General features: G+C 70.2%; 21 protein-coding genes and 1 pseudogene. 17 read left to right on the forward strand and 5 right to left on the reverse strand.

Going from position 1 to position 21895, the window contains the following annotated elements; translation table 11 throughout:
• Window positions 1-8: 8 nt before the first annotated feature.
• Complete coding sequence (gene cysD, locus ACLQ28_RS08385) at window positions 9-920, forward strand: sulfate adenylyltransferase subunit CysD (RefSeq protein ID WP_425685614.1); 912 nt, start codon at window positions 9-11, stop codon at window positions 918-920.
• A complete protein-coding gene (locus ACLQ28_RS08390; RefSeq protein ID WP_425685615.1) occupies window positions 920-2248 on the forward strand; it encodes a sulfate adenylyltransferase subunit 1 in 1329 nt (442 codons plus the stop codon). Before cysD ends, ACLQ28_RS08390 begins: the two co-directional genes overlap by 1 nt.
• A 106-nt stretch (window positions 2249-2354) precedes the next feature.
• Here ACLQ28_RS08390 and galK read toward each other — a convergent pair whose 3' ends face one another.
• Both galK and galE read right to left on the reverse strand, forming a co-directional pair.
• Entirely contained in the window at window positions 2355-3524 is a 1170-nt protein-coding gene (galK, locus tag ACLQ28_RS08395) for a galactokinase (protein ID WP_425685616.1), read from the reverse strand.
• Window positions 3521-4507 carry a UDP-glucose 4-epimerase GalE gene (galE, locus tag ACLQ28_RS08400; RefSeq protein ID WP_425685617.1) on the reverse strand — a complete coding sequence of 329 codons (987 nt, stop codon included), beginning with the start codon at window positions 4505-4507 and terminating at the stop codon, window positions 3521-3523. Before galE ends, galK begins: the two co-directional genes overlap by 4 nt.
• 197 nt (window positions 4508-4704) lie before the next feature.
• Between galE and ACLQ28_RS08405 the strand changes: the two genes are divergently transcribed.
• From ACLQ28_RS08405 to ACLQ28_RS08430, 6 genes are all read left to right on the forward strand, one after another.
• Window positions 4705-5778 (forward strand): hemolysin family protein, encoded by a 1074-nt coding sequence (locus ACLQ28_RS08405; protein ID WP_425685618.1) that lies wholly within the window; start codon window positions 4705-4707, stop codon window positions 5776-5778.
• A gap of 33 nt (window positions 5779-5811) precedes the next feature.
• A complete protein-coding gene (gene trpS / locus ACLQ28_RS08410) occupies window positions 5812-6837 on the forward strand; it encodes a tryptophan--tRNA ligase (protein WP_425685619.1) in 1026 nt (341 codons plus the stop codon).
• Window positions 6838-6862: 25 nt separating this feature from the next.
• Window positions 6863-7432, forward strand: a complete 570-nt coding sequence (locus tag ACLQ28_RS08415) for a 2'-5' RNA ligase family protein (protein WP_425685620.1) — start codon at window positions 6863-6865, stop codon at window positions 7430-7432.
• A 79-nt stretch (window positions 7433-7511) separates the two neighbouring features.
• Window positions 7512-8438, forward strand: coding sequence for a YihY/virulence factor BrkB family protein (locus ACLQ28_RS08420; RefSeq protein ID WP_425685621.1), 927 nt, complete (start codon window positions 7512-7514; stop codon window positions 8436-8438).
• Window positions 8438-8824: a GntR family transcriptional regulator gene (locus tag ACLQ28_RS08425; protein WP_425685622.1), complete on the forward strand. Its 387-nt coding sequence runs from the start codon at window positions 8438-8440 to the stop codon at window positions 8822-8824. Before ACLQ28_RS08420 ends, ACLQ28_RS08425 begins: the two co-directional genes overlap by 1 nt.
• A gap of 81 nt (window positions 8825-8905) precedes the next feature.
• Window positions 8906-9343: a hypothetical protein gene (locus ACLQ28_RS08430; protein ID WP_425685623.1), complete on the forward strand. Its 438-nt coding sequence runs from the start codon at window positions 8906-8908 to the stop codon at window positions 9341-9343.
• Window positions 9344-9497: 154 nt separating this feature from the next.
• Here the strand turns inward: ACLQ28_RS08430 and ACLQ28_RS08435 are convergent, their stop codons facing one another.
• Together ACLQ28_RS08435 and ACLQ28_RS08440 are read right to left on the reverse strand one after the other, a co-directional pair.
• Window positions 9498-11132, reverse strand: a complete 1635-nt coding sequence (locus ACLQ28_RS08435) for a glycoside hydrolase family 13 protein (RefSeq protein WP_425685624.1) — start codon at window positions 11130-11132, stop codon at window positions 9498-9500.
• A 32-nt stretch (window positions 11133-11164) separates the two neighbouring features.
• A complete protein-coding gene (locus ACLQ28_RS08440; protein ID WP_425685625.1) occupies window positions 11165-12211 on the reverse strand; it encodes a LacI family DNA-binding transcriptional regulator in 1047 nt (348 codons plus the stop codon).
• A 109-nt stretch (window positions 12212-12320) separates the two neighbouring features.
• On the opposite strand from ACLQ28_RS08440, the pseudogene ACLQ28_RS08445 reads away from it, so the two are divergent.
• Window positions 12321-12449: pseudogene (locus tag ACLQ28_RS08445) on the forward strand (sugar ABC transporter permease); the annotation flags it as partial.
• 192 nt (window positions 12450-12641) lie between these two features.
• The gene (locus tag ACLQ28_RS08450) at window positions 12642-12833 is read left to right on the forward strand and encodes an alpha-amylase family glycosyl hydrolase (protein WP_425685820.1); all 192 of its coding nucleotides are present in this window, start codon (window positions 12642-12644) and stop codon (window positions 12831-12833) included.
• 96 nt (window positions 12834-12929) lie between these two features.
• On the opposite strand, the gene ACLQ28_RS08455 is transcribed toward ACLQ28_RS08450, so the two are convergent.
• Entirely contained in the window at window positions 12930-13535 is a 606-nt protein-coding gene (locus ACLQ28_RS08455; RefSeq protein WP_425685626.1) for a TetR/AcrR family transcriptional regulator, read from the reverse strand.
• A 96-nt stretch (window positions 13536-13631) separates the two neighbouring features.
• Between ACLQ28_RS08455 and ACLQ28_RS08460 the strand changes: the two genes are divergently transcribed.
• The 7 genes from ACLQ28_RS08460 (at window position 13632) to ACLQ28_RS08490 (ending at window position 21775) form a co-directional block, all read left to right on the forward strand.
• Window positions 13632-14642, forward strand: a complete 1011-nt coding sequence (locus ACLQ28_RS08460; protein ID WP_425685627.1) for a hypothetical protein — start codon at window positions 13632-13634, stop codon at window positions 14640-14642.
• 100 nt (window positions 14643-14742) lie between these two features.
• Window positions 14743-15084 (forward strand): hypothetical protein, encoded by a 342-nt coding sequence (locus ACLQ28_RS08465; RefSeq protein ID WP_425685628.1) that lies wholly within the window; start codon window positions 14743-14745, stop codon window positions 15082-15084.
• A gap of 276 nt (window positions 15085-15360) precedes the next feature.
• Complete coding sequence (locus ACLQ28_RS08470) at window positions 15361-16428, forward strand: BMP family lipoprotein (protein ID WP_425685821.1); 1068 nt, start codon at window positions 15361-15363, stop codon at window positions 16426-16428.
• Between the two features lie 254 nt (window positions 16429-16682).
• Complete coding sequence (locus ACLQ28_RS08475) at window positions 16683-18230, forward strand: ABC transporter ATP-binding protein (RefSeq protein ID WP_425685822.1); 1548 nt, start codon at window positions 16683-16685, stop codon at window positions 18228-18230.
• A 76-nt stretch (window positions 18231-18306) separates the two neighbouring features.
• Window positions 18307-19683 (forward strand): ABC transporter permease, encoded by a 1377-nt coding sequence (locus tag ACLQ28_RS08480; protein WP_425685629.1) that lies wholly within the window; start codon window positions 18307-18309, stop codon window positions 19681-19683.
• Between the two features lie 3 nt (window positions 19684-19686).
• Window positions 19687-20967, forward strand: coding sequence for an ABC transporter permease (locus tag ACLQ28_RS08485; protein WP_425685630.1), 1281 nt, complete (start codon window positions 19687-19689; stop codon window positions 20965-20967).
• 103 nt (window positions 20968-21070) lie between these two features.
• Window positions 21071-21775, forward strand: a complete 705-nt coding sequence (locus tag ACLQ28_RS08490; RefSeq protein WP_425685631.1) for a cytidine deaminase — start codon at window positions 21071-21073, stop codon at window positions 21773-21775.
• The last annotated feature ends 120 nt before the right edge of the window (window positions 21776-21895 follow it).

Raw genomic sequence — 21895 nt, forward strand, 5'->3', positions numbered from 1 at the left:
CCGGTGTCATGACCACCCCCGCGGCATACCGGGTCTCCCACCTGGACGCCCTGGAAGCGGAGAGCATCTTCGTGATGCGCGAGGTGGTCGCCGAGATGGAACGCCCGGTGCTGCTCTTCTCCGGCGGTAAGGATTCGATCGTCATGCTGCGACTGGCGCAGAAGGCGTTCGCCCCGGCCAACATCCCCTTCCCCGTGATGCACGTCGACACCGGGCACAACTTCCCCGAGGTCCTGGAATACCGCGACCAGCGGGTCGCCGAGCTGGGGTTGCAGCTCGTGGTGGCGAGCGTGCCGGAGGCCCTGGCGAGCGGCATGGTCCGGGAGTCCGGCGACGGCATGCGCAACCGGATCCAGACGCCGGTGCTGCTGGACGCGGTGGAGAAGCACCGCTTCGACGCGCTGTTCGGCGGCGCCCGCCGCGACGAGGAGAAGGCTCGGGCGAAGGAGCGGATGTTCAGCTTCCGCGACGAGTTCGGTCAGTGGGACCCAAAGAACCAGCGGCCGGAGCTGTGGTCGCTCTACAACGGCCGGCACCACCCGGGCGAGTCGATCCGGGTCTTCCCGCTGTCCAACTGGACCGAGCTGGACGTCTGGCACTACATCGCACGGGAACGCATCCCGCTGCCCTCGATCTACTACGCGCACGAACGCGAGGTGATCGAGCGGGACGGCATGTTCTACGCGGTAAACGAGTTCTTCCGCCCCCGCGCGGGTGAGGAGCGGTTCAAGGCGCAGGTGCGCTATCGCACCGTGGGCGACGCCTCCTGCACCGCGGCGGTCCGCTCCGACGCGGACACCGTGGAGAAGGTCATCGAGGAGGTGGCGGCCACCCGGATCACCGAGCGCGGCGCGACCCGTGGTGACGACCGGGTCAGCGAGGCCGCCATGGAGGACCGCAAGCGGGAGGGCTACTTCTGATGAGCACCGAGATCGTGGTGTCCGCGAATGCGGAGGCCCGGGCTATCACCGGGGCCGGGCCGGAGGCCCGGGCTATGGACCTACTGCGCTTCGCCACCGCCGGCAGCGTGGACGACGGAAAGTCGACCCTGATCGGCCGGCTGCTCTACGACACGAAGTCGCTCTTCACCGATCAGTTGGCGGCGGTGGAGGCGGTCAGCGCGGCCCGCGGTGACGAATACACAAACCTGGCGTTGCTCACCGACGGTCTGCGGGCCGAGCGGGAGCAGGGCATCACCATCGATGTGGCGTACCGGTACTTCGCCACCCCGCGGCGCAAGTTCATCATCGCCGACACACCGGGGCACATCCAGTACACCCGCAACATGGTCACCGGAGCGTCCACCGCCGACCTGGCGTTGATCCTCGTGGACGCGCGCAAGGGCCTGGTCGAGCAGTCCCGCCGGCACGCGTTCCTGTGCTCCCTGCTGCGGGTGCCGCACCTGGTCCTCTGTGTCAACAAGATGGACCTGGTCGACTGGTCGCAGGAGGTCTACGAACGGATCGCCGACGAGTTCACCGCGTTCGCCGCGAAGCTCGACGTACCAGACCTGACCGTGGTGCCGATCTCCGCGTTGCGTGGCGACAACATCGTCTCCCGATCGGAGAACATGCCCTGGTACGAAGGCCCGTCGTTGCTGCACCACCTGGAGCGGGTGCACATCGCCAGCGACCGCAACCTGGTCGATGTCCGGTTCCCGGTGCAGTACGTGATCCGTCCGCAGTCCACCACGGTTACCGACTACCGCGGCTACGCAGGCCAGGTCGCCTCCGGCGTGCTCAAGCCGGGTGACGAGGTGATGGTGCTGCCGTCCGGCTTCACCAGCCGGATCTCCGCCGTGGAGACCGCCGACGGGCCGGTCGCGGAGGCGTTCCCGCCGATGTCGGTGACGGTACGACTGGCCGACGAGATCGACATTTCGCGTGGTGACCTGATCTGCCGGCCGAACAACGCACCGGCGGTGGCCCAGGACATCGAGGCGATGGTCTGCTGGATGGACGAGACGGCCCCTCTGCGGGTCGGCGGTCGGTACGCGATCAAACACACCACCCGGTCGGCGCGCGCGATCGTGCGTGGTCTGCACTACCGGTTGGACATCAACTCGCTGCACCGCGACGAGTCGGCCGACGAGTTGCGGCTCAACGAGATCGGCCGGGTTCGGCTGCGTACCACCGTGCCGCTGCTCGCCGACGAATACCGCCGTAACCGCACCACCGGAGGCTTCGTCATCATCGACGAGGCCACCAACCGCACGGTCGGCGCCGCCATGATCGTCGAAGCCAACTAACCCCCACCCCCCACCCTGTCGGGTTGATCAAGAGGTTTGCGTCAATCCAAGCCCGGATTCTGACGCAAACCTCTTGATCAACCCCGGCGGTGGGGTGGGGTGGGGGTTAGTTCAGGCGGGTTGCTCCGGGGGCTGGGAGGACTGTCACGGTGCCGGGGGTGGTGAAACCGCGTTCGGCGTACGCCGCGGTGACGGCGGCGGCGACCGCGTCGGCGCGGTCGGCCTCGACCAGGGCGAGGACACAGCCGCCGAAGCCTCCACCGGTCATCCGGGCACCGAGCGCGCCGGCCGCCAGCGCCGCCTCGACCGCGGTGTCGATCTCCGGCACGGTGATCTCGAAGTCGTCGCGCATCGAGACGTGCGACGCGGTGAGCAGCGGGCCGATGTCGCGGACCCGGGCGGCGCGGAGCAGCGCCACCGTGTCCAGTACGCGCTGGTCCTCGGTGACCACGTGCCGGACCCGTCGCCGGGTCTCCTCGTCATCGAGCTGGGCCAGCGCGGCATCGAGTTGGTCGACGCCCACGTCCCGCAGCGCGGCAACACCGAGCGCCTTGGCCCCGGCCTCGCAGGAGCGGCGGCGGGCAGCGTACTCACCGTCGGCGTGCCGGTGTGGCGCCCGGCTGTCGATCACCAGCACAGCCAGCCCGGCGGCGTCCAGGTCGAACGGGATCTGCTCGACCGACTCGTCGCGGCAGTCCAGGAAGAGGGCGTGCCCAGCGCGGCAGCGGATCACCGCGGACTGGTCCATGATGCCGGTCGGCGCGCCCACGTAGACGTTCTCCGCCCGCTGCGCCAGGCGGGGCTGCAGCTCCGGGGACAGCTCAAGCCCACCGAGGTCGAGCAGGGCGGCAAGCACGGCTGACTCCAGCGCGGCTGAGGAGGAGAGCCCGGAGCCCAGCGGCACGTCGGAGGCGATCGCCATCCGGGCGCCCGAAACCGGATGACCGGCCTCGCGTAGCGCCCAGACCACCCCGGCGACGTACGCGCCCCAGCCGGTCACTCGACCGGCCTCGGTGACGTCGTCCGCCCCGAAGGTGATCTGCTCGTCGGACAGCTCGGACCAGACCGTCCACTGCTCGGCGTCCTGCCGGTCGGCGGCGACGATGGTACGCATCGGCAGGGCGAAGGGCAGCACGAACCCTTCGTTGTAGTCGGTGTGCTCGCCGATCAGGTTGACCCGGCCGGGAGCCGCCCAGCGGCCCGCGGCCTGGCTGCCGTACTGCGCGGTGAAGCCGGCGGCGGCCCGCTCGGCGACGTCACCGGTGGGGTGGGTCATGACTTCTTCTCCAGGATGTGCGTGCGGTAGAAGGCCCACGCGTCGCCGACCATGTCGTGCAGCGTCGGCTTCTGTGGCACCCAGCCCAGCTCGTCGCGAGCCAACGCGGAGGAGGCGACCAGCTCGGCCGGGTCGCCCTCACGGCGCGGCGCCACCTCGACGGGCAGTTGGTGACCTGTGACCTCGCGGACCACGTCGACGACCTGGCGGTTGGTGAAGCCGTTGCCGTTGCCCAGGTTGTAGATCCGGTGTTGGCCGCTGGTGGCCGCGTCCAGCGCCAGCAGGTGCGCCCGGGCCAGGTCGGCGACGTGGATGTAGTCGCGGACGCAGGTGCCGTCCACGGTGGGGTAGTCGTCGCCGAAGAGCTGGAGCTTGTCCCGCCGGCCGGAGGCGACCTCCAGTGCGATTGGAATCAGGTGCGTCTCCGGGTCGTGCCGTTCGCCGAGGGCGATGTCGCCGTCGAGGTGGGCGCCCGCAACGTTGAAGTAGCGCAGCGACACGGCGGCCAGCCCGTGCGCGATCGTCTCGGAGGTGAGCGCCATGTCGACGGCGAGTTTGGTGGCGCCGTACGTGTTGGTGGGCGCCTTGACCGCGGTCTCCGGGATGGGCAGCTCGGTGGGGTTGCCGTAGACGGCGGCGGTGGAGGAGAAGACCATCCGCGGCACCCCGGCGGCGCGGACCGCGTCGATCAGGGCGAGCGTGCCGACGGTGTTGGTCTGCCAGTACAGCTCCGGCTTGACCATCGACTCGCCGGCGGCGATCAGGGCGGCGAAGTGCAGCACCCCGTCGAAGCCGGCGTCCGGGGTGATGATGCGGGCGGCGTCGTGGATGGACGCCTCGACGTGGGTCGCGTCCGGGGCGATCGCCTCGCGGTGGCCGGTGCGCAGGTCGTCCAGGACGACCACCTGGTGGCCAGCGTCGAGCAGCATCCGGGTCACCACGCTGCCGATGAAGCCGGCGCCCCCGGTGACGAGCAGTTTCACGTCGTTGCCTCCTGCCTGGCCCGCCCGGGACGTGGCCCTTCAATGATCACCTTATGGCGGTGGCCGGCACCCTCGCCGTCGCCACCGCCATCCTCATTCCATCATAATCTTTCACGATTAAACAGAGCCGAACATGCACCGGGGCCGCTCCGCGTGATCCCCGGTGTGGTGGGCCAAGGGTGTCTACCATCTCTGTCATGCGGGAAACGGCCCGTACCGGGCTCCGGCGACGCGTGCGGGTGCGACCCCGCCGCGATCCTGGCCCGCTCGCCCGGGCCGTGGCCCGAGTGCTGGTTCGCACCGCAGACGGTGCCACCCGAATCGTCACCGATCTGCTCGGGACCGGCCCGGCAGCCGGCCGGGAGCGCATCTCCGAGGCCGATCTGCGGGACCTGGTCGCCGCGAACACGGTGCTCGACCAGGACGAGCGGCGCATCATCGACGAGGTCCTGGTGGCCGGTGCCAGTCTGATCCGCGAGGTGATGATGCCGCGCACCGAGGTGGTCTTCCTCCCGACGCGACTGACCATCGCCGAGGCCGCCCGGCTGGTCCGCGCCGAGCCGCATACCCGCTACCCGGTCACCGACGGCACCCACGATGACGTCGTCGGCTTCGTGCACCTACGTGACGTGCTGCTGCGCCCGGACGCCGATCCATGCGTCACAGTTGGCGAGCTGACCCGGGAGGTGAAACGGCTTCCCGGCAGCAAACGGGTGCTGCCCGCGCTGACCGAGATGCGCCGGGAGGGCCAGCACCTGGCGGTGGTGGTCGACGAGTACGGCGGAACCGCCGGGATCGTCACCCTGGAGGACCTCATCGAAGAGTTGATCGGCGAGATCCACGACGAGTACGACGCGACTCCGGACCCGGTGCACGCCGGCCTGCCCGCCGTGGTGGACGGCCGCCTCAATCTCGCTGACTTCGCCGAACGGACCGGGGTGGCTCTCCCCGCCGGGCCGTACGAGACGGTCGGTGGGTTCGTGATGGCCGCGCTGGGCCGGCTCCCGGTGACCGGTGACGAGGTGCCGGTGCCCGGTGAGCCCGCCGACGTCGGCGCGCCCGATACGGCCGACCTCCCGGCGGGCTGGCTGCTGCGGGTGCTCGCGTTGGACGGCCGCCGGGTAGCCCGGCTCGCGGTCTCCGCCGTCCGAGTGCCCGAGCAGCACCGTCGGGTCGCGACCGGGCCGACGCGCGGGGTCGGCGTGGCCGAACCGCCCGAGGTCAGCACCCCCTCACCGGCGGGCCGTGGCCGACCCGCCGGCCCGTCATGACGGACCGGGTTGCTTGCTGACAGAATTATCGCCATGTCCGACGTTCCCGCCCGCCCCCGCGTCTTCTCCGGCATCCAGCCGACGGCCGACTCGTTCCATCTCGGCAACTACCTGGGCGCGGTGCGGCACTGGGTGGCACTGCAGGACAGCCACGACGCGTTCTACTGCGTGGTGGACCTGCACGCCATCACCGCAGGGCACGACCCGGCCCTGTTGCGCCAGCGGACGCGGGTGGCCGCCGCCCAGCTCTTCGCGGTCGGGCTCGACCCGGACCGCAGCACCCTGTTCGTGCAGTCGCAGGTGCCCGAGCACCCGCAGCTGGCCTGGATGCTCGGCTGCATCACCGGCTTCGGCGAGGCCAGCCGGATGACCCAGTTCAAGGACAAGTCGCAGAAGCAGGGCAACGAGCGGGCCAGCGTCGGGCTGTTCACCTACCCGATCCTGCAGGCCGCCGACATCCTGCTCTACCAGGCCAACGCGGTGCCGGTCGGTGAGGACCAGCGCCAGCACCTGGAGCTCTCCCGGGATCTGGCGCAGCGGTTCAACTCGCTCTTCGGCCCGACGTTCACGGTGCCCGCACCACACATCGTCAAGGACACCGCGAAGATCACCGACCTGCAGGACCCGACGGCGAAGATGTCCAAGTCGTCGTCCTCGCCGGCCGGCATCATCGACCTGCTGGAAGATCCGGCCCGGTCCGCGAAGAAGATCCGGTCCGCGGTGACCGACACCGGCCGGGAGATCATCTTCGATGCCGAGACCAAGCCGGGCGTGTCCAACCTGCTGACCATCCATTCGGCGCTCAGCGGTCGCAGCATCGACGAGTTGGTGGCCGCGTACGCGGGCCGCGGCTACGGCGACCTGAAGAAGGAGTTGGCCGAGGTGGTTGCGGACTTCGTCCGCCCGATCCAGGAGCGCACCCGCGCCTACCTCGACGATCCGGCGCAGTTGGACAAGCTGCTCGCAGCCGGGGCGGAGAAGGCCCGTGCGGTCGCTGCGGCGACCTTGCGGTCCGCGTACGAGCGGGTCGGGTTCTTCCCGCCCGTGCGCGGCGAGTAGCTCCGCGGGACAGGTGGACAGGTCGGTGGCCGAAGGGGCGGCGCGAAGCGTGGATCGCAGTGGCGGGGTGCAGCCGACCGGCGACACCATCCAGATCGGCATCGCGGTGGACATTCCCGAGCCGTGGGGTGCCCAGCTCACCAGGCGGCGGGTCGAGGCCGGCGACCCGCTCGCGGTGCCCGCGCACGTGACGTTGCTCGGGCCCACCGAGATCCGGACGGCCAACCTGCCCGCCGTCGAGCGGCACCTCGCCGCTGTTGCCGCCGCGCACCTGCCGTTCGCACTGCACCTGCGGGGCACTGGCACGTTCCGCCCGGTCACCCAGGTGGTGTTCGTCGCGGTGGCCGCCGGGATCAGCGAGTGTGAGTTGCTGGCCGCCGCCATCGCCTCAGCGCCAGGCCTGCACCGCGAGCTCCGCTTCCCGTACCATCCGCACGTCACCGTGGCGCAGGACGTGGCACCGGAGGCCCTGGACAACGTGTACGAGGATCTGGCCGACTTCTCCGCGATGTTCGAGGTCGAGGCGTTCACGCTCTTCTCGCACAGCGGGCAGGCCCGGTGGCAGCCGCGTCGGGACTTCCGCCTCGGCGACTGAACCGTCGGCGACGCGCCGGCCGGTGATTATCGGCAGCCGGTTGCCACTACGGCGGTGGGAGATCGGCGAGGATGATCGCGTGAACGTGATCGGCCGGATCGAAGCGGGCATCGACCGCTGGGTGAGCGCCGCGCGCCGCCGGTCGGGGCTCTTCGATCACGTGTGGCGGGCCGGCGCGTTGTACGCCGAGGTGCTGGCCGGACGGCTGGCCGCCGCGATCGCCTACTACGGCTTCTTCGCGGTGTTCGCCCTCGCCCTGGTGGCGTTCTCCGTCTTCGGGGCCATTCTCGAGGACAACGACGAGGTCAGTGCGGCGGCGGCCGACTTCCTGAAGGAGAACCTGCCGTTCCTGGACGCCGAGCAGATCGCGAACTCCAGCGGCACGGTGGGTGTGGTCGGCCTGGTCATCCTGGTCTTCACCGGAATCGGGTGGGTGGAGGCGATCCGGTCCTCGCAGCGGTTGATGTACCAGCTCAACCAGCAGCCGGGAAACCTGGTGGTGCGGCGGCTGGTCGACCTGGGCGTGATGATCGGCGTTTTCTTGCTGCTCGGCGTCTCGGTCGCGGCGGTGGACGCGTTGGAGTCGCTGCTGCGTTTCCTGCTGCGCAGCACCGGGTCGGTCGGTCTGACCACGATCAGCGCGGTGCTCAGCGTGCTGATCAACGCGGTGCTCGCCACCGCGTTGCTGCTCGCGGTGCCCCGGCTGCGGATGAGCCGGTCTCGGCTGCGCCCGGTGGTGCTGCTGGTGGCGATCGGCATCACGCTTCTGAACACGGTAGGGCGGTACTACGTGGTGCGTACCGAGCGCAACCCGGCGTACACCGTGGTGGCCGGCGCGGTCGGCCTGCTGCTCTACCTCTACCTGCTCAACCAACTGGTGCTGTTCGGTGCCGCGCTGCTCGCGACCAGTACGAACGGGCGGGTGGTGGACCTGGCGGAGGCCGCCGCCCCGCCGCGCGAGATCGACGAGGACACCGATCCTGGTACGCCGGGCGGTGCGAGCTGATGACGGAAGGTGTGCAGGTGCTGATCTCGGTCGACCCGGACTCGGCGGTGCCCCCCTACGAGCAGGTGCGCGGACAACTCGCCGAGTTGATCGGCGACGGCCGTCTGCCGGTGGGCACCCGGTTGCCCACCGTCCGACAGCTCGCCGCCGACCTGCGATTGGCGGCGAACACGGTGGCCCGGGCGTACCGGGAGTTGGAGACTGCCGGGCTGCTGGAGACCCGGGGACGCAACGGCACCTTCGTCGCTCCCGGCCGGGACGACGCCGTCGACCGGCTGCAGCGCGCGGCGGCCGGCTACGCGGCCGAGGCGGCTCGGCTCGGGGTGTCGCCGGCCACCGCACTCGCCCTGGTCCGCGCCGCACTGGATGCCGTTCGCCCCGGCTGACCGGCCGCCGATCGAGCGCCGGACGGGCGGAAACTGAGCCGAAAGGCGTCGGCGCTCGCGTTCGCGGACCATGATGAGCCGGTGGGCGCACTCATGACACTGGACCTGCCGGCCGACTCGCCGCTCCTGGGCCTGCCGTGGATCATCACTTTCGGTCCGCTCGGCGATCTCGACGAGTGGGAGCCGGTGGTCTGCGGGCCGTACGAGCGGCCGCACGCGTTGGCGCTGGCCGAGGCGGTGGTGGCCGACGAGCAACTGATGGCGGTGGTGGAGCCGCTGCTGCCGTCACTGTCGGCCGACGAGATCCGCAGTGAGATCGCGGCCGCGCAGGTCGCCGCCGAGGACGAGGCGAGGCAGGTCGAGGGCGCTGACCTGTACGGCGACTTCGAGGACGTGATCGACGAGGAGTTGGACGCCGCCGCCGACGAGGCGGGGCACGGTGAGCCCGCCGAACCGCCGGACGAGGCCGAGGTACGCGAAGGCTTCACCCGGATCGCGGCGCTGCTCACCGCGAAGTGACGGCCTGGGCTGGCACAGACGAACACCGGCGCCGCGCGGAGCGGACTCCGCGTGGCGCCGGTGCCACCTCACCCCCCACCACAAGGGGCCGGTAGCCCAGTCGCCCGCCGGCGCGGGGCACGGCGAACGACCAGGTCGAGTACGAGTTACCCGTTCAGCGCCGTTCCAACCAGGCGGCCGCGTCAACGGGCAGCAGATGGCCGGAGCCCTGCCCGGTGAGCGTGTCGCTGGCGACGAGCGGCTGACCGTACCCGTCGATCAGGACCGGCGCACCGCTGAGGTTGACTACGCAGGTCAGCGCGGTTTCGCCGGCGGTGCGGGAGAAGGCCAGCACGCCGGGCCCGCTTTCCAGCCAGGTGACGCCGTCGGCGTCGAGGGCCAGCGCCGGGTGCGCGTGGCGGATCCGCAGGGCGGCCCGGTACAGCTCCAGCGTCGAGTCGGGCACGCCGGTCTGCGCGCTGACGGACAGGGCCTGCCAGGTAGCCGGGGCGGGCAGCCAGCTCAACTCGCTACCCGCCGGCCCGAAGCCGTACGGCGCAAGCTCGCCGCTCCACGGGAGGGGCACCCGGCAGCCGTCACGGCTTTCGCCGGTGCGTAGGAACGCCGGGTCCTGGCGTAGCTCGTCGGGCAGGTCGAGAACCTCGGGCAGGCCCAGCTCCTCGCCCTGGTAAAGGTAGGCGCAGCCGGGCAGGGCGAGCATCAGCAGGCTGGCGGCGCGGGCCCGGCGCAACCCTTCGGGGCCGTCGCCGTAGCGGGTGACGTGCCGCTGTTTGTCGTGGTTGGACAGCACCCAGGTGGTGGGCGCGCCGACGACGGTCGCCTCGGCCAGTGCCGTGTCGATCACCTTGCGGAACGAGTCGGCCGACCAGGTGGCGTCGAGGAAGTCGAAGCTGAACGCCTGGTGCAACTCGTCCGGGCCGATGTAGCGGGCCAGACGCTGCGGCGTCTCGGCCCAGGCCTCGGCGACCGCCATCCGACCGCCCGGGTAGCTGTCCATGATGGGCCGCCAGGCGCGGTAGATCTCGTGCACCTCGTCCTGGTCGAAGTAGGGCAGCCGGCCCTTGCCGAGCAGTTCGACCTGACGTTGGCCGGTGGTGATCGTGCTGAAGCCGACGTCCGGCAGCCCATCCGCCTTGATCATGCCGTGCGCCACGTCGACGCGGAATCCGTCCACGCCCCGGTCCAGCCAGAACCGCAGCACGTCCTCGAATTCGGCACGGACCTCCGGGTGGCGCCAGTTCAGGTCCGGCTGGGACGGGTCGAACAGGTGCAGGTACCACTGACCGTCCGCGATCCGGGTCCAGGCGGGGCCGCCGAAGATGCTCTCCCAGTCGTTCGGGGGCTGTTCGCCGTGTGCGCCCTGACCTTCGGCGAAGAGGTAGCGGGCCCGTTCGGGAGAGCCGGGGCCGGCGGCGAGGGCCGCGGTGAACCAGCGGTGCGCGCTGGAGGTGTGGTTGGGCACCAGGTCGATGATGATCCGCAGGCCGAGGGCGTGTGCATCGGTGATCATCGCGTCGAAGTCGGCGAGGGTGCCGAACATCGGGTCGACATCCCGGTAGTCGGCGACGTCGTACCCGCCGTCGATCATCGGAGAGGTGTAGAAGGGGGTCAGCCAGAGCGCGTCCACCCCGAGGTCACGCAGGTACGGCAGGCGTTGCCGGATGCCCTGGAGGTCACCGATGCCGTCGCCGTCGCTGTCGGCGAAGCTGCGGACGTACACCTGGTAGACGACCGCGGAGCGCCACCAGTCGTCGTCGGTGGCGTGCGGCGGGGTGCCGGTGCTGATCATCCGAGCAATATGCCGCCCAGGAGTTGCAAGAGTCAAGCAGATCTTGCGTAAGGCAATCGTGCGGTTGTCGGCACGACAGCGGTGGAGCCACGCACCACCAGCTCCGGGCGGAACAGGTACTCCGAGTGCGGAGCGCCGTACCCGTTGATCTCGTCCACCAGGGCCCGGACGGCGGCCACCGCCATCGCGATGACCGGCTGCCGCATGGTCGTCAGCGGCGGGTCGGTGAAGGCCATCAGCGGTGAGTCGTCGTAGCCGACCACGGAGAGGTCGCCGGGCACGCTGAGGCCGCGTTGGCGGGCGGCCCGGATCGCGCCGAGCGCCATCAGGTCGGAGCCGCAGACCACACCGGTCACGCCGCGGTCCAGCAGCCGGCCGGCTGCGGCCTCGCCACCCTCCACACCGAACAGCGACAGCTCGGCCAGCGGCCCCAGGTCGGATTCGGCGACGCCGGCCAGTCGGGTCATCGCGGAGCGCCAGCCAGCCACCTTGCGCTGCACCGGGACGAACCGGTCCGGGCCGGTGATCAGGCCGATCCGCCGGTGCCCGAGCGCGACCAGGTGGGCAACGGCCAGCTCGGCAGCCTCGCGGTCGTCACAGGAGACGAAGGGGGCGCCGATGTCGGGCACGTACCCGTTGATCATCACGATCGGCAACGGTCGGGCGAGCAGCGCCCGGTAGCGGTCGTGGTTTGCGGCGGTGTCGGCGTGCAGACCGGAGACGAAGACGATCCCGGAGACCTGCCGGTCCAGCAGCATCTCGACGTACTCGTCCTCGGTCACGCCGCCCGCGGTCTGGGTGCAGAGCACGGGGGTGAACCCGCTCTGCGCCAGCGTCGACTCGATGACCTGAGCGAAGGCGGGGAAGATCGGGTTGTCCAGCTCCGGCACCACCAGGCCGACCAGACCGGCGCTGCGCTTGCGCAGTCGGGCGGGGCGCTCGTAGCCGAGCACGTCGAGGGCGGTGAGGACGGCCTGCCGGGTCTCCGGGGCGACGCCGGGGCGGTCGTTGAGCACCCGCGACACCGTGGCCTCGCTGACTTCGGCCTGCTGGGCGATGTCGGACAGTCGAGCGCGCATGGCGGCACTTTAGCCCACCGGCAAGTTCTTGCGGGACGCCCTGCAAGCTCTTCCATAATCTGCAACGTATTGCTGGCGTCCCCGCAACATGCGAGAGCAGCAGGGCAACGAGCGCAACAACAACTTCGGCATCTTCGCGGCCGGCACCCTGCTCACCGCCATCCCCACCGTGTTGGTCTTCCAGCTCCTCCAGCGTTGCATCGTCTCCGGGCTGACCGCCGGATCGGTGAAGGGGTAGCCAGTCGGGTCCGGCCACGCCGCGGCGGCATCGCGACACCCTGCTCTGCGCCTTTGCTCTGCTTCAACCCAGGCAACAGGGACGCCCGGTCACTGTTGCCTGGGTGGAAGCAGAGCAAAGGCTGCACGAGAGGCAGGCTGGCCAGGCGCGGGCCACCCTGACGAAGTACGTCCAGAGGAAGAACTGCCGTGCATCAGCTTCGACCGGGTCGACCCGCTGCTCGGCGGGGACGCCGCGCTGGCCCGGCTCTCGGGTGCGGTACGCGCTCGGGGTTGGCTGCTGATCGGCGACATCACCAGCAACCACACCGGCGACGCGCACGACTGGTTCACCGCCGCGTCCTCCGACGTGCACGCGCCCGAGCGAGGGCTGTACTACTGGTGACGCTGCCCGGCGACGGCCCCACCTTCCAGGTCTGGCGGCTGAGCTGAGTTCGGGCTCGCGCCCCTGCTGGTCGGTGCGAAGGTTCGTCGCCGGGGTTCAGGACGATCGCGGGGTCGCGCCGAGCAGGGCCGCCACTCCGGTCAGGTAGGTCGCGCGGTCCGGGACGCCGGTCAGCAGGCGCTGGATGAACCAGCCCGGGACCAGGCCGAACAACGCCGCCCCGGTGGCCTCCGGGTCGGCGTAGGCGGGGAGTTCGCCGGACTGCTGGGCCCGCCGGACCAGGGCCGTGAAGTGCTCACGGAAGCCCGTGTACGTCTCGGCGACGAAGGCGGCCAGTGCCGGGTCGCGCTGCGACTCGCCCCAGACCTGGATCGCGATGCGCAGCGCACCATCCTCGTCGAGCTGGGTCTCGACGTACGCCAGCACCCGGTCGAGCACCGCCAGCAGCGGCAGCGGCGGGTCCTGCCGGGTCAGCTCGGTGAGCACCTGACCCGCACCGCCGATTGCCTGCTCGGCGATCGCGTTGATCAGGTCGGTCTTGCTCGGGAAGTAGCGGTAGACCGCGCCCACCGAGAGATCGGCCTCGGCGATCACGTCCTGCATCGAGGTGCGGTGGAAGCCCTCCCGCAGGAAGCACCGGCGGGCGGCCTCGACGATCTGCAGGCGGCGGGCGGTGCGGTGTTCTTCGGAGACCCGTGGCACGTCGCACAGTGTAAAGCGAACATTCGTTCTTGACGCATCGACGGCTTACAGCGCATTCTTCTATCAGAGAACGAGCGTTCGTTTTAGGAGATTGCCATGCCCCCGTCACCCACGCGCAGCCGCTCGCCGTTGCAGCTCGCCCTCCTGGTCGCCGTCCTGGCGGTGGCGGTGCAGGCGCTGCTCGTGCCACTCTTCGCCGCTCCGGCGGCCAACCTCGCCCCCCGCGACCTGCCGATCGCCGTTGCCGGGCCGGCACCCGTGGCCGGGGACCTGGCCGGCCGGCTCGCCGCGGCCCAGCCCGGCGCGTTCGCGGTGACCACCCTGCCGGACGCCGAAGCGGCCGACCGGGCGCTGCGCGACCGCGAGGTCTACGCGGCCTTCGTCGCTGGCCCGGACGGTGTGGCTCTGCACACCGCGCCGGCCGCCAGCCCGACGGTCGCCGCACTGCTCGTTGAGGCGGCCGGGCAGGTCTCCGCCGGCCGGCCGGTCCCGGTGGTGTCGGTGGTCCCCGCCGATCCGGACGACCCCCGGGGCGCCGGATTCGCCGCCGGCTTCCTGCCGTTCGCGATGACCAGCCTGCTGGCCGGTGCGCTGCTGACCCTGCTCGTGCGCGGGCGGACCGCCCGGCTGGCCGGGTTGGCGGCCTACGCCGTGCTCGCCGGGGTGGCGGGCGTTGTCGTGCTGCACGACTGGCTTGGCGTGATCGACGGGAGCCGGCTCGCCGAGGGGGGCGTGATCGGCCTCTTCACGCTCGCCGCCGCGGCCACCGTCGCCGGGCTGGGTGCGGTGCTCGGCCGGCCGGGGATCGGGCTCGGCGCGCTGCTGGTGTTCCTGGTCGGCAACCCGCTCTCGGCTGTCTCCGCCGCTCCCGAGCTGCTGCCGCAGCCCTGGGGCGAGCTCGGGCAGTGGCTGCCGGTCGGCGCGGGCAGCACCGCGCTGCGCTCCGCCGCCTTCTTCGACGGCGCCGGCGCCGGGCAGGCGGTGGCGATCCTCGCCGGGTACGCCGTGGCGGGGCTGCTCCTGGTGCTGCTCGCCCCGCGGGCCGGATCGGCACCGGTGGTTGGCGGTCCGGCGGCGGCCGAGCGCTCCGCGGTGGCTGCGGCCTGATCGGTCCGGCCGCAGGCCGGGTGCCTGCTCGTCGGGCGGGGTGCGCCGCGTCAGCCGCCCCCCTACTACAAAGTGTCGTTCATGGGGGAGGATGTGTCCCGTGGAAGCACTGAGGCTGATCCTTCTCTACGTCCATCTCATCGGGTTCGCGTTGCTGCTGGGCGGTTCGATCGCCCAGTACGTCAGCGGCCGGCTGCGGATCAACCCGGCGATGCTCTGGGGGTCGGTGATCCAGTTGCTGACCGGGCTCGGCCTCGCCGCCCCGCTGCGCGACGGTGACGAGCCGGCACCAGCGAAACTTGTGACGAAGTTGGTGATCGGTCTGCTGATCTTTGTCATGGTCTTCTTCTCCCGGAAGCGGGACGTGGTAAACCGTGGCCATTTCCTCGCGATTGTCGGCCTGACCCTGGTCAACGCGGCGGTCGCCGTCTTTTGGCGGTAACGTCCGAGGAGGGACCGGCCCCAGAAAACCGGACGATGAGGACGCCTCGGCACTCGGTTACCACCACGAAGAGTGACTTGCCCCACGCAAGGGTTACACCCGGGTAACAGGCGCTCAACAGTCGTGCACGATTGTCGGCCGGTGGGTGGGCGCGGGCGTACGCTCCCGTCCGTAACGTGGGACAGCCGGCGGCACACCGCAGGTCGGCTGATGGGCTGCCACCGCACTAGGCGCGGTGTGCAATGGGAAGGAGACGTCTTGCGCTCGGTGCGTGGGATGCGGATCGCCTCGATCTTCGCGGTGGGTGGGCTCGCGCTCACCGCCGCCGCTTGTGGCGAGGCCCCCAAGGATGACAACAACGCCGGCAGTGGCGCCAAGAAGTTCAGCGCCTGCATGGTGACCGACGTCGGCGGCATCGACGACAAGTCGTTCAACACGTCGGCCTGGAAGGGTCTGCAGGAGGCCAAGGCCGCCAACGACAACATCGACATCAAGTTCGTCGCGTCGAAGGCCGAGGCCGACTACGAGCCGAACCTGACGCAGTTCGTCAACCAGAAGTGCGACTTCATCCTGGCGGTCGGTGGCCTCATGGGCAACGCCACGAAGAAGATCGCGACGGCGAACCCGAAGCAGGAGTTCGGCATCGTCGACTCCAACTCCGAGTTGGACAACATCTACCCGATGCAGTTCGACACCGCCCAGGCCGCGTTCCAGGCCGGCTACCTGGCCGCCGGGATGAGCAAGACCGGCAAGGTGGGCACCTACGGTGGTCTGCCGATCCCGCCGGTGACCATCTTCATGGACGGCTTCGTCGACGGCGTGGCGTACTTCAACAAGACCAAGGGCAAGAACGTCCAGGCGCTCGGCTGGAACAAGGAGACCCAGAAGGGCTCCTTCACCAACGACTTCGCCAAGCAGGACGAGGGCAAGAAGGTCTCCGACGCGCTGGTCGCCCAGGGCGCGGACATCATCATGCCGGTCGCCGGCGGCTCCGGCCTCGGCACCACCGCCGCGGCCAAGGCGTCGGGTGGCAAGTACAGCACCATCTGGGTGGACGTCGACGGCTGCGAGAGCACCCCGGACTGCTCCGCGATCGTCACCACCGTGGTCAAGAACATCCCGGACGCCGTCAAGGAGGCGGTCCTCAAGGCCGCCGCCGGTGACAAGCTGCCGGCCAAGCCGGGCTTCGTCGGCACCCTGGCCAACAACGGTGTCTCGATCGCCCCGTACCACGACTTCGATGGCAAGGTCCCGGCCGAGCTGAAGGCCGAGATCGACAAGATCAAGGCGGACATCGCCGCGGGCACCATCACCGTCACCTCGAAGGCCCAGCCGACCAAGTGACAACCGAGCGGCCCTTCCGGTGAGATCATCGGGAGGGCCGGCGGGAGACAGACAGGTACGACCGATCGGCCGCTCTGGCCCTGCGGGTGACCCGCGGGGTCGGAGCGGCCGATCGCGCACCACGGCGGCCGGGCCGGTCCGGTCGGGCTTACAGCAGCTAGGCTGCACCATCGCTCGCACTCCAGGAGGTTGCGCTGAGACTCGAACTGCGCGGCATCACCAAGCGTTTCGGTGATCTGGTCGCCAACGACCACATCGACCTGACGGTGGAGCCTGGAGAGATTCACGCCCTGCTCGGCGAGAACGGCGCGGGCAAGTCGACCCTGATGAACGTGCTCTACGGGCTCTATCAGCCCGACGAGGGCGAGATCCTGGTCGACGGCAAGCCGCTGAAGCTGAAGGGCCCGTCCGACGCGATCGGAGCCGGGATCGGCATGGTGCACCAGCACTTCATGCTGGTGCCGGTCTTCACCGTCGCCGAAAACATCATGCTCGGCGCTGAGCAGGTCAAGGGCGGCATCGCCGGCTTCCTGGACCGCCGTCGCGCCCGGCGCGAGGTCACCGAGGTGTCCGAGCGCTACAACCTGCAGGTCGACCCCGACGCGGTGATCGAGGACCTGCCGGTCGGCATCCAGCAGCGCGTGGAGATCGTCAAGGCGCTCACCCGCGACGTCGACCTGCTCATCCTGGACGAGCCGACCGCTGTGCTCACCCCGCAGGAGACCGAAGAGCTGCTGACGGTCATGCGGTCACTCAAGGCGGCCGGCAAGTCGATCGTCTTCATCACCCACAAACTTGGCGAGGTCAAGGCCATCGCCGACCGGATCACGGTGATCCGACGCGGAAAGACCGTCGGCACCGCCTCTCCGGAGGCCAGCCGGGACGAGTTGGCCGCACTGATGGTCGGGCGCAACGTCCGGCTCACCGTGGACAAGTCCCCGGCCACGCCGGGCGACCCGGTGCTGGAGTTGGCCGGAGTCGTCGTCGACGACGACCGGCAGATCCGCGCGGTCGACGGGGTGGACCTGACCGTGCGCGCCGGTGAGGTGCTCGGTGTGGCAGGCGTGCAGGGCAACGGTCAGACCGAGCTGATCGAGGCGATCATGGGTCTGCGCCCGGTGCTCGCCGGCACGGTGAGCCTGGTCGGCGATCGGATCGACGGCTGGACGACCAAGAAGGTGCTCCGCGCGGGCGTCGGCTACGTGCCCGAGGACCGCAGCGTGGACGGCCTGGTCAAGGAGTTCAGCGTCGCGGAGAACCTGGTGCTGGACATCTACGACCGGCCGCCATTCGGCGCTGGGCTCGCGCTCAAGCCGGACGCGATCGCGTCCTCGGCCAAGGAGCGGATCGAGCAGTTCGACGTCCGCACCTCGTCGGCCGATGCGGCGGTGGGCACCCTCTCCGGCGGTAACCAGCAGAAGGTGATCGTGGCCCGGGAGTTGTCCCGGCCGCTGAAGCTCTTCATCGCCGCCCAGCCGACCCGGGGCGTCGACGTCGGGTCCATCGAGTTCATCCACAGCCAGATCATCCGCGAGCGGGACGTCGGCACCGCCGTCATGGTGGTCTCCAGCGAACTCGACGAGGTGATCGGCCTGGCCGACCGGATCGCGGTGATGTACCGCGGTCGGATCATCGGCATCGTCGGCCCGGACACCCCGCGTGAGGAGATCGGCCTGCTGATGGCCGGCATCAGCCCGGACGTGGCCCACGAGCGCACAACGGACGCTGTGCCCGCCGACGGCGCGGCCACTGATGGGAGCCCGGCGAGCGACGCAGGCTCCGCGACCGAGGACGAGGCATGAGCGAGCGTCAGCGAGCGAATCACCGTTTCAGGCCGTTGGTGCCTCATGGCGTCACGCAGCGAAGCGGAGTGACGGCATGAGCAACGACCCCACCCCGCAGTCCGGTTCTCCGGACAAGGAGCCGGCGAGCGAGGCGCAGGCCGCGCAGAACGCGCTCGGAAACACCGAACGGGCCGAGGTGGCAACCCAGCCGGGCGGTCCAGCGTCGAAGCCGGCGCCAAAGCCGGAGCCGCAGCCCAGCCTGGGCCGGTTGTTCATGGACAACCTCTGGGCGGCCAACACCTTCACGGTGACTCTGCTGTCGCTGGTGCTGGCGGTCGTGGTCGGCGCGGTGCTGATGATCATTTCTGATCCGGCGGTGCTCTCCACCTACTCGTACATCACCTCCCGCCCGTCCGACGCGATCAACTCCAGTTGGACGCTGGTCAGCGAGGCGTACGCGAACCTGTTCAAGGGCTCGATCTTCGACCCCGAGGCGTTCTCCGGCTGGCTGGACGGCGACAACAGCTGGGTCGCCGTGCTCGCGCCGATCTCCGAGACGCTCACCTACGCCGCGCCGCTGGTCTTCACCGGCCTGTCGGTGGCGCTGGCCTTCCGGGGCGGCCTGTTCAACATCGGCGCCCAGGGCCAGGCCACCATCGGCGTGATCATGGCGGCGCTGGCCGGTTTCCTGCTGCCCCTGCCACCCGGCCTGCACCTGCTGGTGGCGGTGCTGGCCGGCGCCCTGGGCGGGGCGGTCTGGGGATTCATCCCCGGCATCCTCAAGGCTCGCGCCGGCGCGCACGAGGTGATCAACACGATCATGCTCAACTACGTCGCCACGTACTTCCTCACCTGGTTGATCGTGCAGAGCGGCGTGCAGGACCCGACGCGTACCGACGCGATCAGCAAGGCGGTGGACACGTCCGCCCAGCTGCCCCGACTGCTCGGTGACAACCTGCGGGTGCACGCCGGCATCCTGCTCGCCGTGCTGGCGACCTGGGCGGTTGCCTGGCTGCTGAACCGCTCGACGCTCGGCTTCGAGCTGCGGGCGGTCGGTGCCAACCCGGACGCCGCCCGCACCGCCGGCATCAGCGTCACGCGGACGTACATCCTGATCATGGTCTTCGCCGGCATCCTGGCGGGCCTCGGCGGCTCGAACATGGTGCTCGGCTCCACCGCCAGCGCGCTGACCCCGTTGGTTGTCGCGCAGATCGGCTTCGACGGCATTTTGGTGGCGCTGCTGGGGCGGGTGAAGCCCTGGGGGGTGCTGCTGGCCGCGCTGCTGTTCGGGGCGCTGCAGGCCGGTGGCAACCGGATGCAGTCATACTCCGGGATCTCGCTGGAGCTCGTGACCGTGCTCCAGGCGCTGATCGTCATCTTCATCGCCGCACCGGCCCTGGTAAAGGCGATCTTCCAGCTCCGGGCCGCGCGTGCCGCCCGGTTGCAGACGAGCCTGGCGAAGGGCTGGTAGCTGATGTCCACCATGGCTGTCCCCGACATCGCGGTAGCCCCGGTCCGCCAGGGCTTCTGGACCCGGAGCCGCAAGGTTGGCCTCACGCTGCTGGGGCTCGGCCTGCTGGCCGCGGTGCTCTTCGGCGCGCTCGCCACCGAACAGCAGGCCCGGTTCACGCTCAGCGACGACGCGGCCGGCGCCGCACTGGAGATCAACGGCACGATCGGGGCGATCCTCTTCGGGATCATCGCGATCGCCGGCGGCGCGGCGCTGCTCGCCGGGGTGCCGAAGCGGTGGTTCCTTCCCGTGCTCGGCGTCGGGCTCGTCGGCTTCGTGCTCTCGTTCCTGTGCTGGCAGGTCTCCGCCGCGCCGGCTGGTCAGAACTTCATGCCGCTGGTCAACATCATCCGGGGCACGTTCATCCTGGCCCTGCCGCTGATCTTCGGCGCGCTCGCCGGGGTGCTCTGCGAACGATCCGGCGTGGTCAACGTGGCCATCGAGGGTCAGTTGCTGATGGGCGCTTTCAGCGGCGCGCTCTTCGGCAGCATCTCCGGCAACGTCTGGGTGGGTCTGGTCGCCGCAGCCATCGGCGGCGCGTTCATCTCGCTGCTGCTGGCGATCTTCGCCATCCGTTACCTGGTCGACCAGGTAGTCATCGGCATCGTGCTGAACCTGCTGGCGGTCGGCGTCACCGGCTTCCTCTACGAGCGGCTGATGCAGACCGACGCGGCGAAATACAACAGCTCGCCCCGCTTCAGCAACTGGGAGATCCCGCTGCTGAAGGACATTCCGGTGCTCGGGCCGGCGCTGTTCCGCGGCAACATCTTCCTCTACGTGGGGTTGCTGCTGGTGCTGGTGATCCACATCGGGTTGTTCCGCACCCGCTGGGGGCTGCGTACCCGCTCGGTCGGCGAGCACCCGATCGCCGCCGACACGCTCGGCGTCAAGGTGCTGCGGGTGCGCTATCGCAACGTGCTCCTGGCCGGCGTGGTCGCCGGTATCGGCGGCGCGTCCTACACGCTGGCGCTCTACTCGTTCACCAAGAACATGATCGGCGGAAAGGGCTTCATCGCACTGGCCGCGCTGATCTTCGGCCGATGGAACCCGACCGGTGCGCTGCTCGCCGCGCTCTTCTTCGGTTTCGCCGACCAGCTCGCCACCTACCTGGGCGCGATCAGCAGTTCCATCCCCAGCCAGTTCCTGGCGATGCTGCCCTACCTGGCGACCATCCTGGCGGTCGCCGGTCTGGTCGGCCGGGTTCGGGCACCGGCCGCCGACGGCAAGCCGTACATCAAGGGCTGATCTCCGAAAGCGTGCCCGGCGGGCAGGGTCGCTCCCACCTTGAGCACGGCACACAGCTACCCCTGCCCGCTTCTGACCTGGGCTGCTTCGGCAGAATGATGAGATGACCGACATCGACTGGGCGCGGTTACGCGCCGCCGCCACCGACGCGATGCGGCACGCGTACGCGCCGTACTCGTCGTTCCCGGTCGGCGCGGCCGCGCTGGTCGACGACGGCCGCGTGGTGGTCGGCTGCAACGTGGAGAACGCCGCGTACGGGGTGACGCTCTGCGCCGAGTGTGGCGTGGTCTCCAGCCTGCACGCCACCGGCGGGGGACGGATCGTCGCGCTCTCCTGCGTCGACGCCACCGGCGAGCCACTGATGCCGTGTGGCCGCTGTCGGCAGCTGCTCTGGGAGCACGGCGGGCCGGAGTGCCTGATCGAGTCGAAGGCACGCCCGCTGCGGATGGCCGAGTTGCTGCCGCACGCCTTTGGCGTCGAGGACCTGGAGGCCGTCACCGGGGAGACGCCGGTGCCGGTGGTTCCGGAGCGGCTGGCCGCCTGGCGCGGTCGCGGCACCGTCTTCGTACACCCGGACATGTCCGCTGGTCAGCAGGTCTGGACGGCGTACTGGGAGCGGTCGGCCGGGGACGACGCCGGCGCCGAGACCGGGGTGCTGGAGGAGGCGCCGAGCTGGGACGACCCGGCCGAGGCGATCACCTGGGGCCTGGCCCGGACGCCTCGGGTGGTGGTGGTCGACGCCACCGGCACCATCTTCTGGGCTGGGGAGGGTGAGCCGCCGGTGGAGATTCCGGTGCGTTGGTCTTGAGTGTGGTTGCTGTTTGGGGCCGGGGCCGACCGTGCCCGGCTCCGGGCGGTCAGGCTTGATCCCAACCCCCGGCCCCGGCCGCCCCCGCCCCCGCGGGGGGCCCGCCCGGCCCGGGACAGA

It is taken from the genome of Micromonospora sp. DT201 (assembly GCF_049841575.1).
Classification (GTDB): Bacteria; Actinomycetota; Actinomycetes; order Mycobacteriales; family Micromonosporaceae; genus Micromonospora.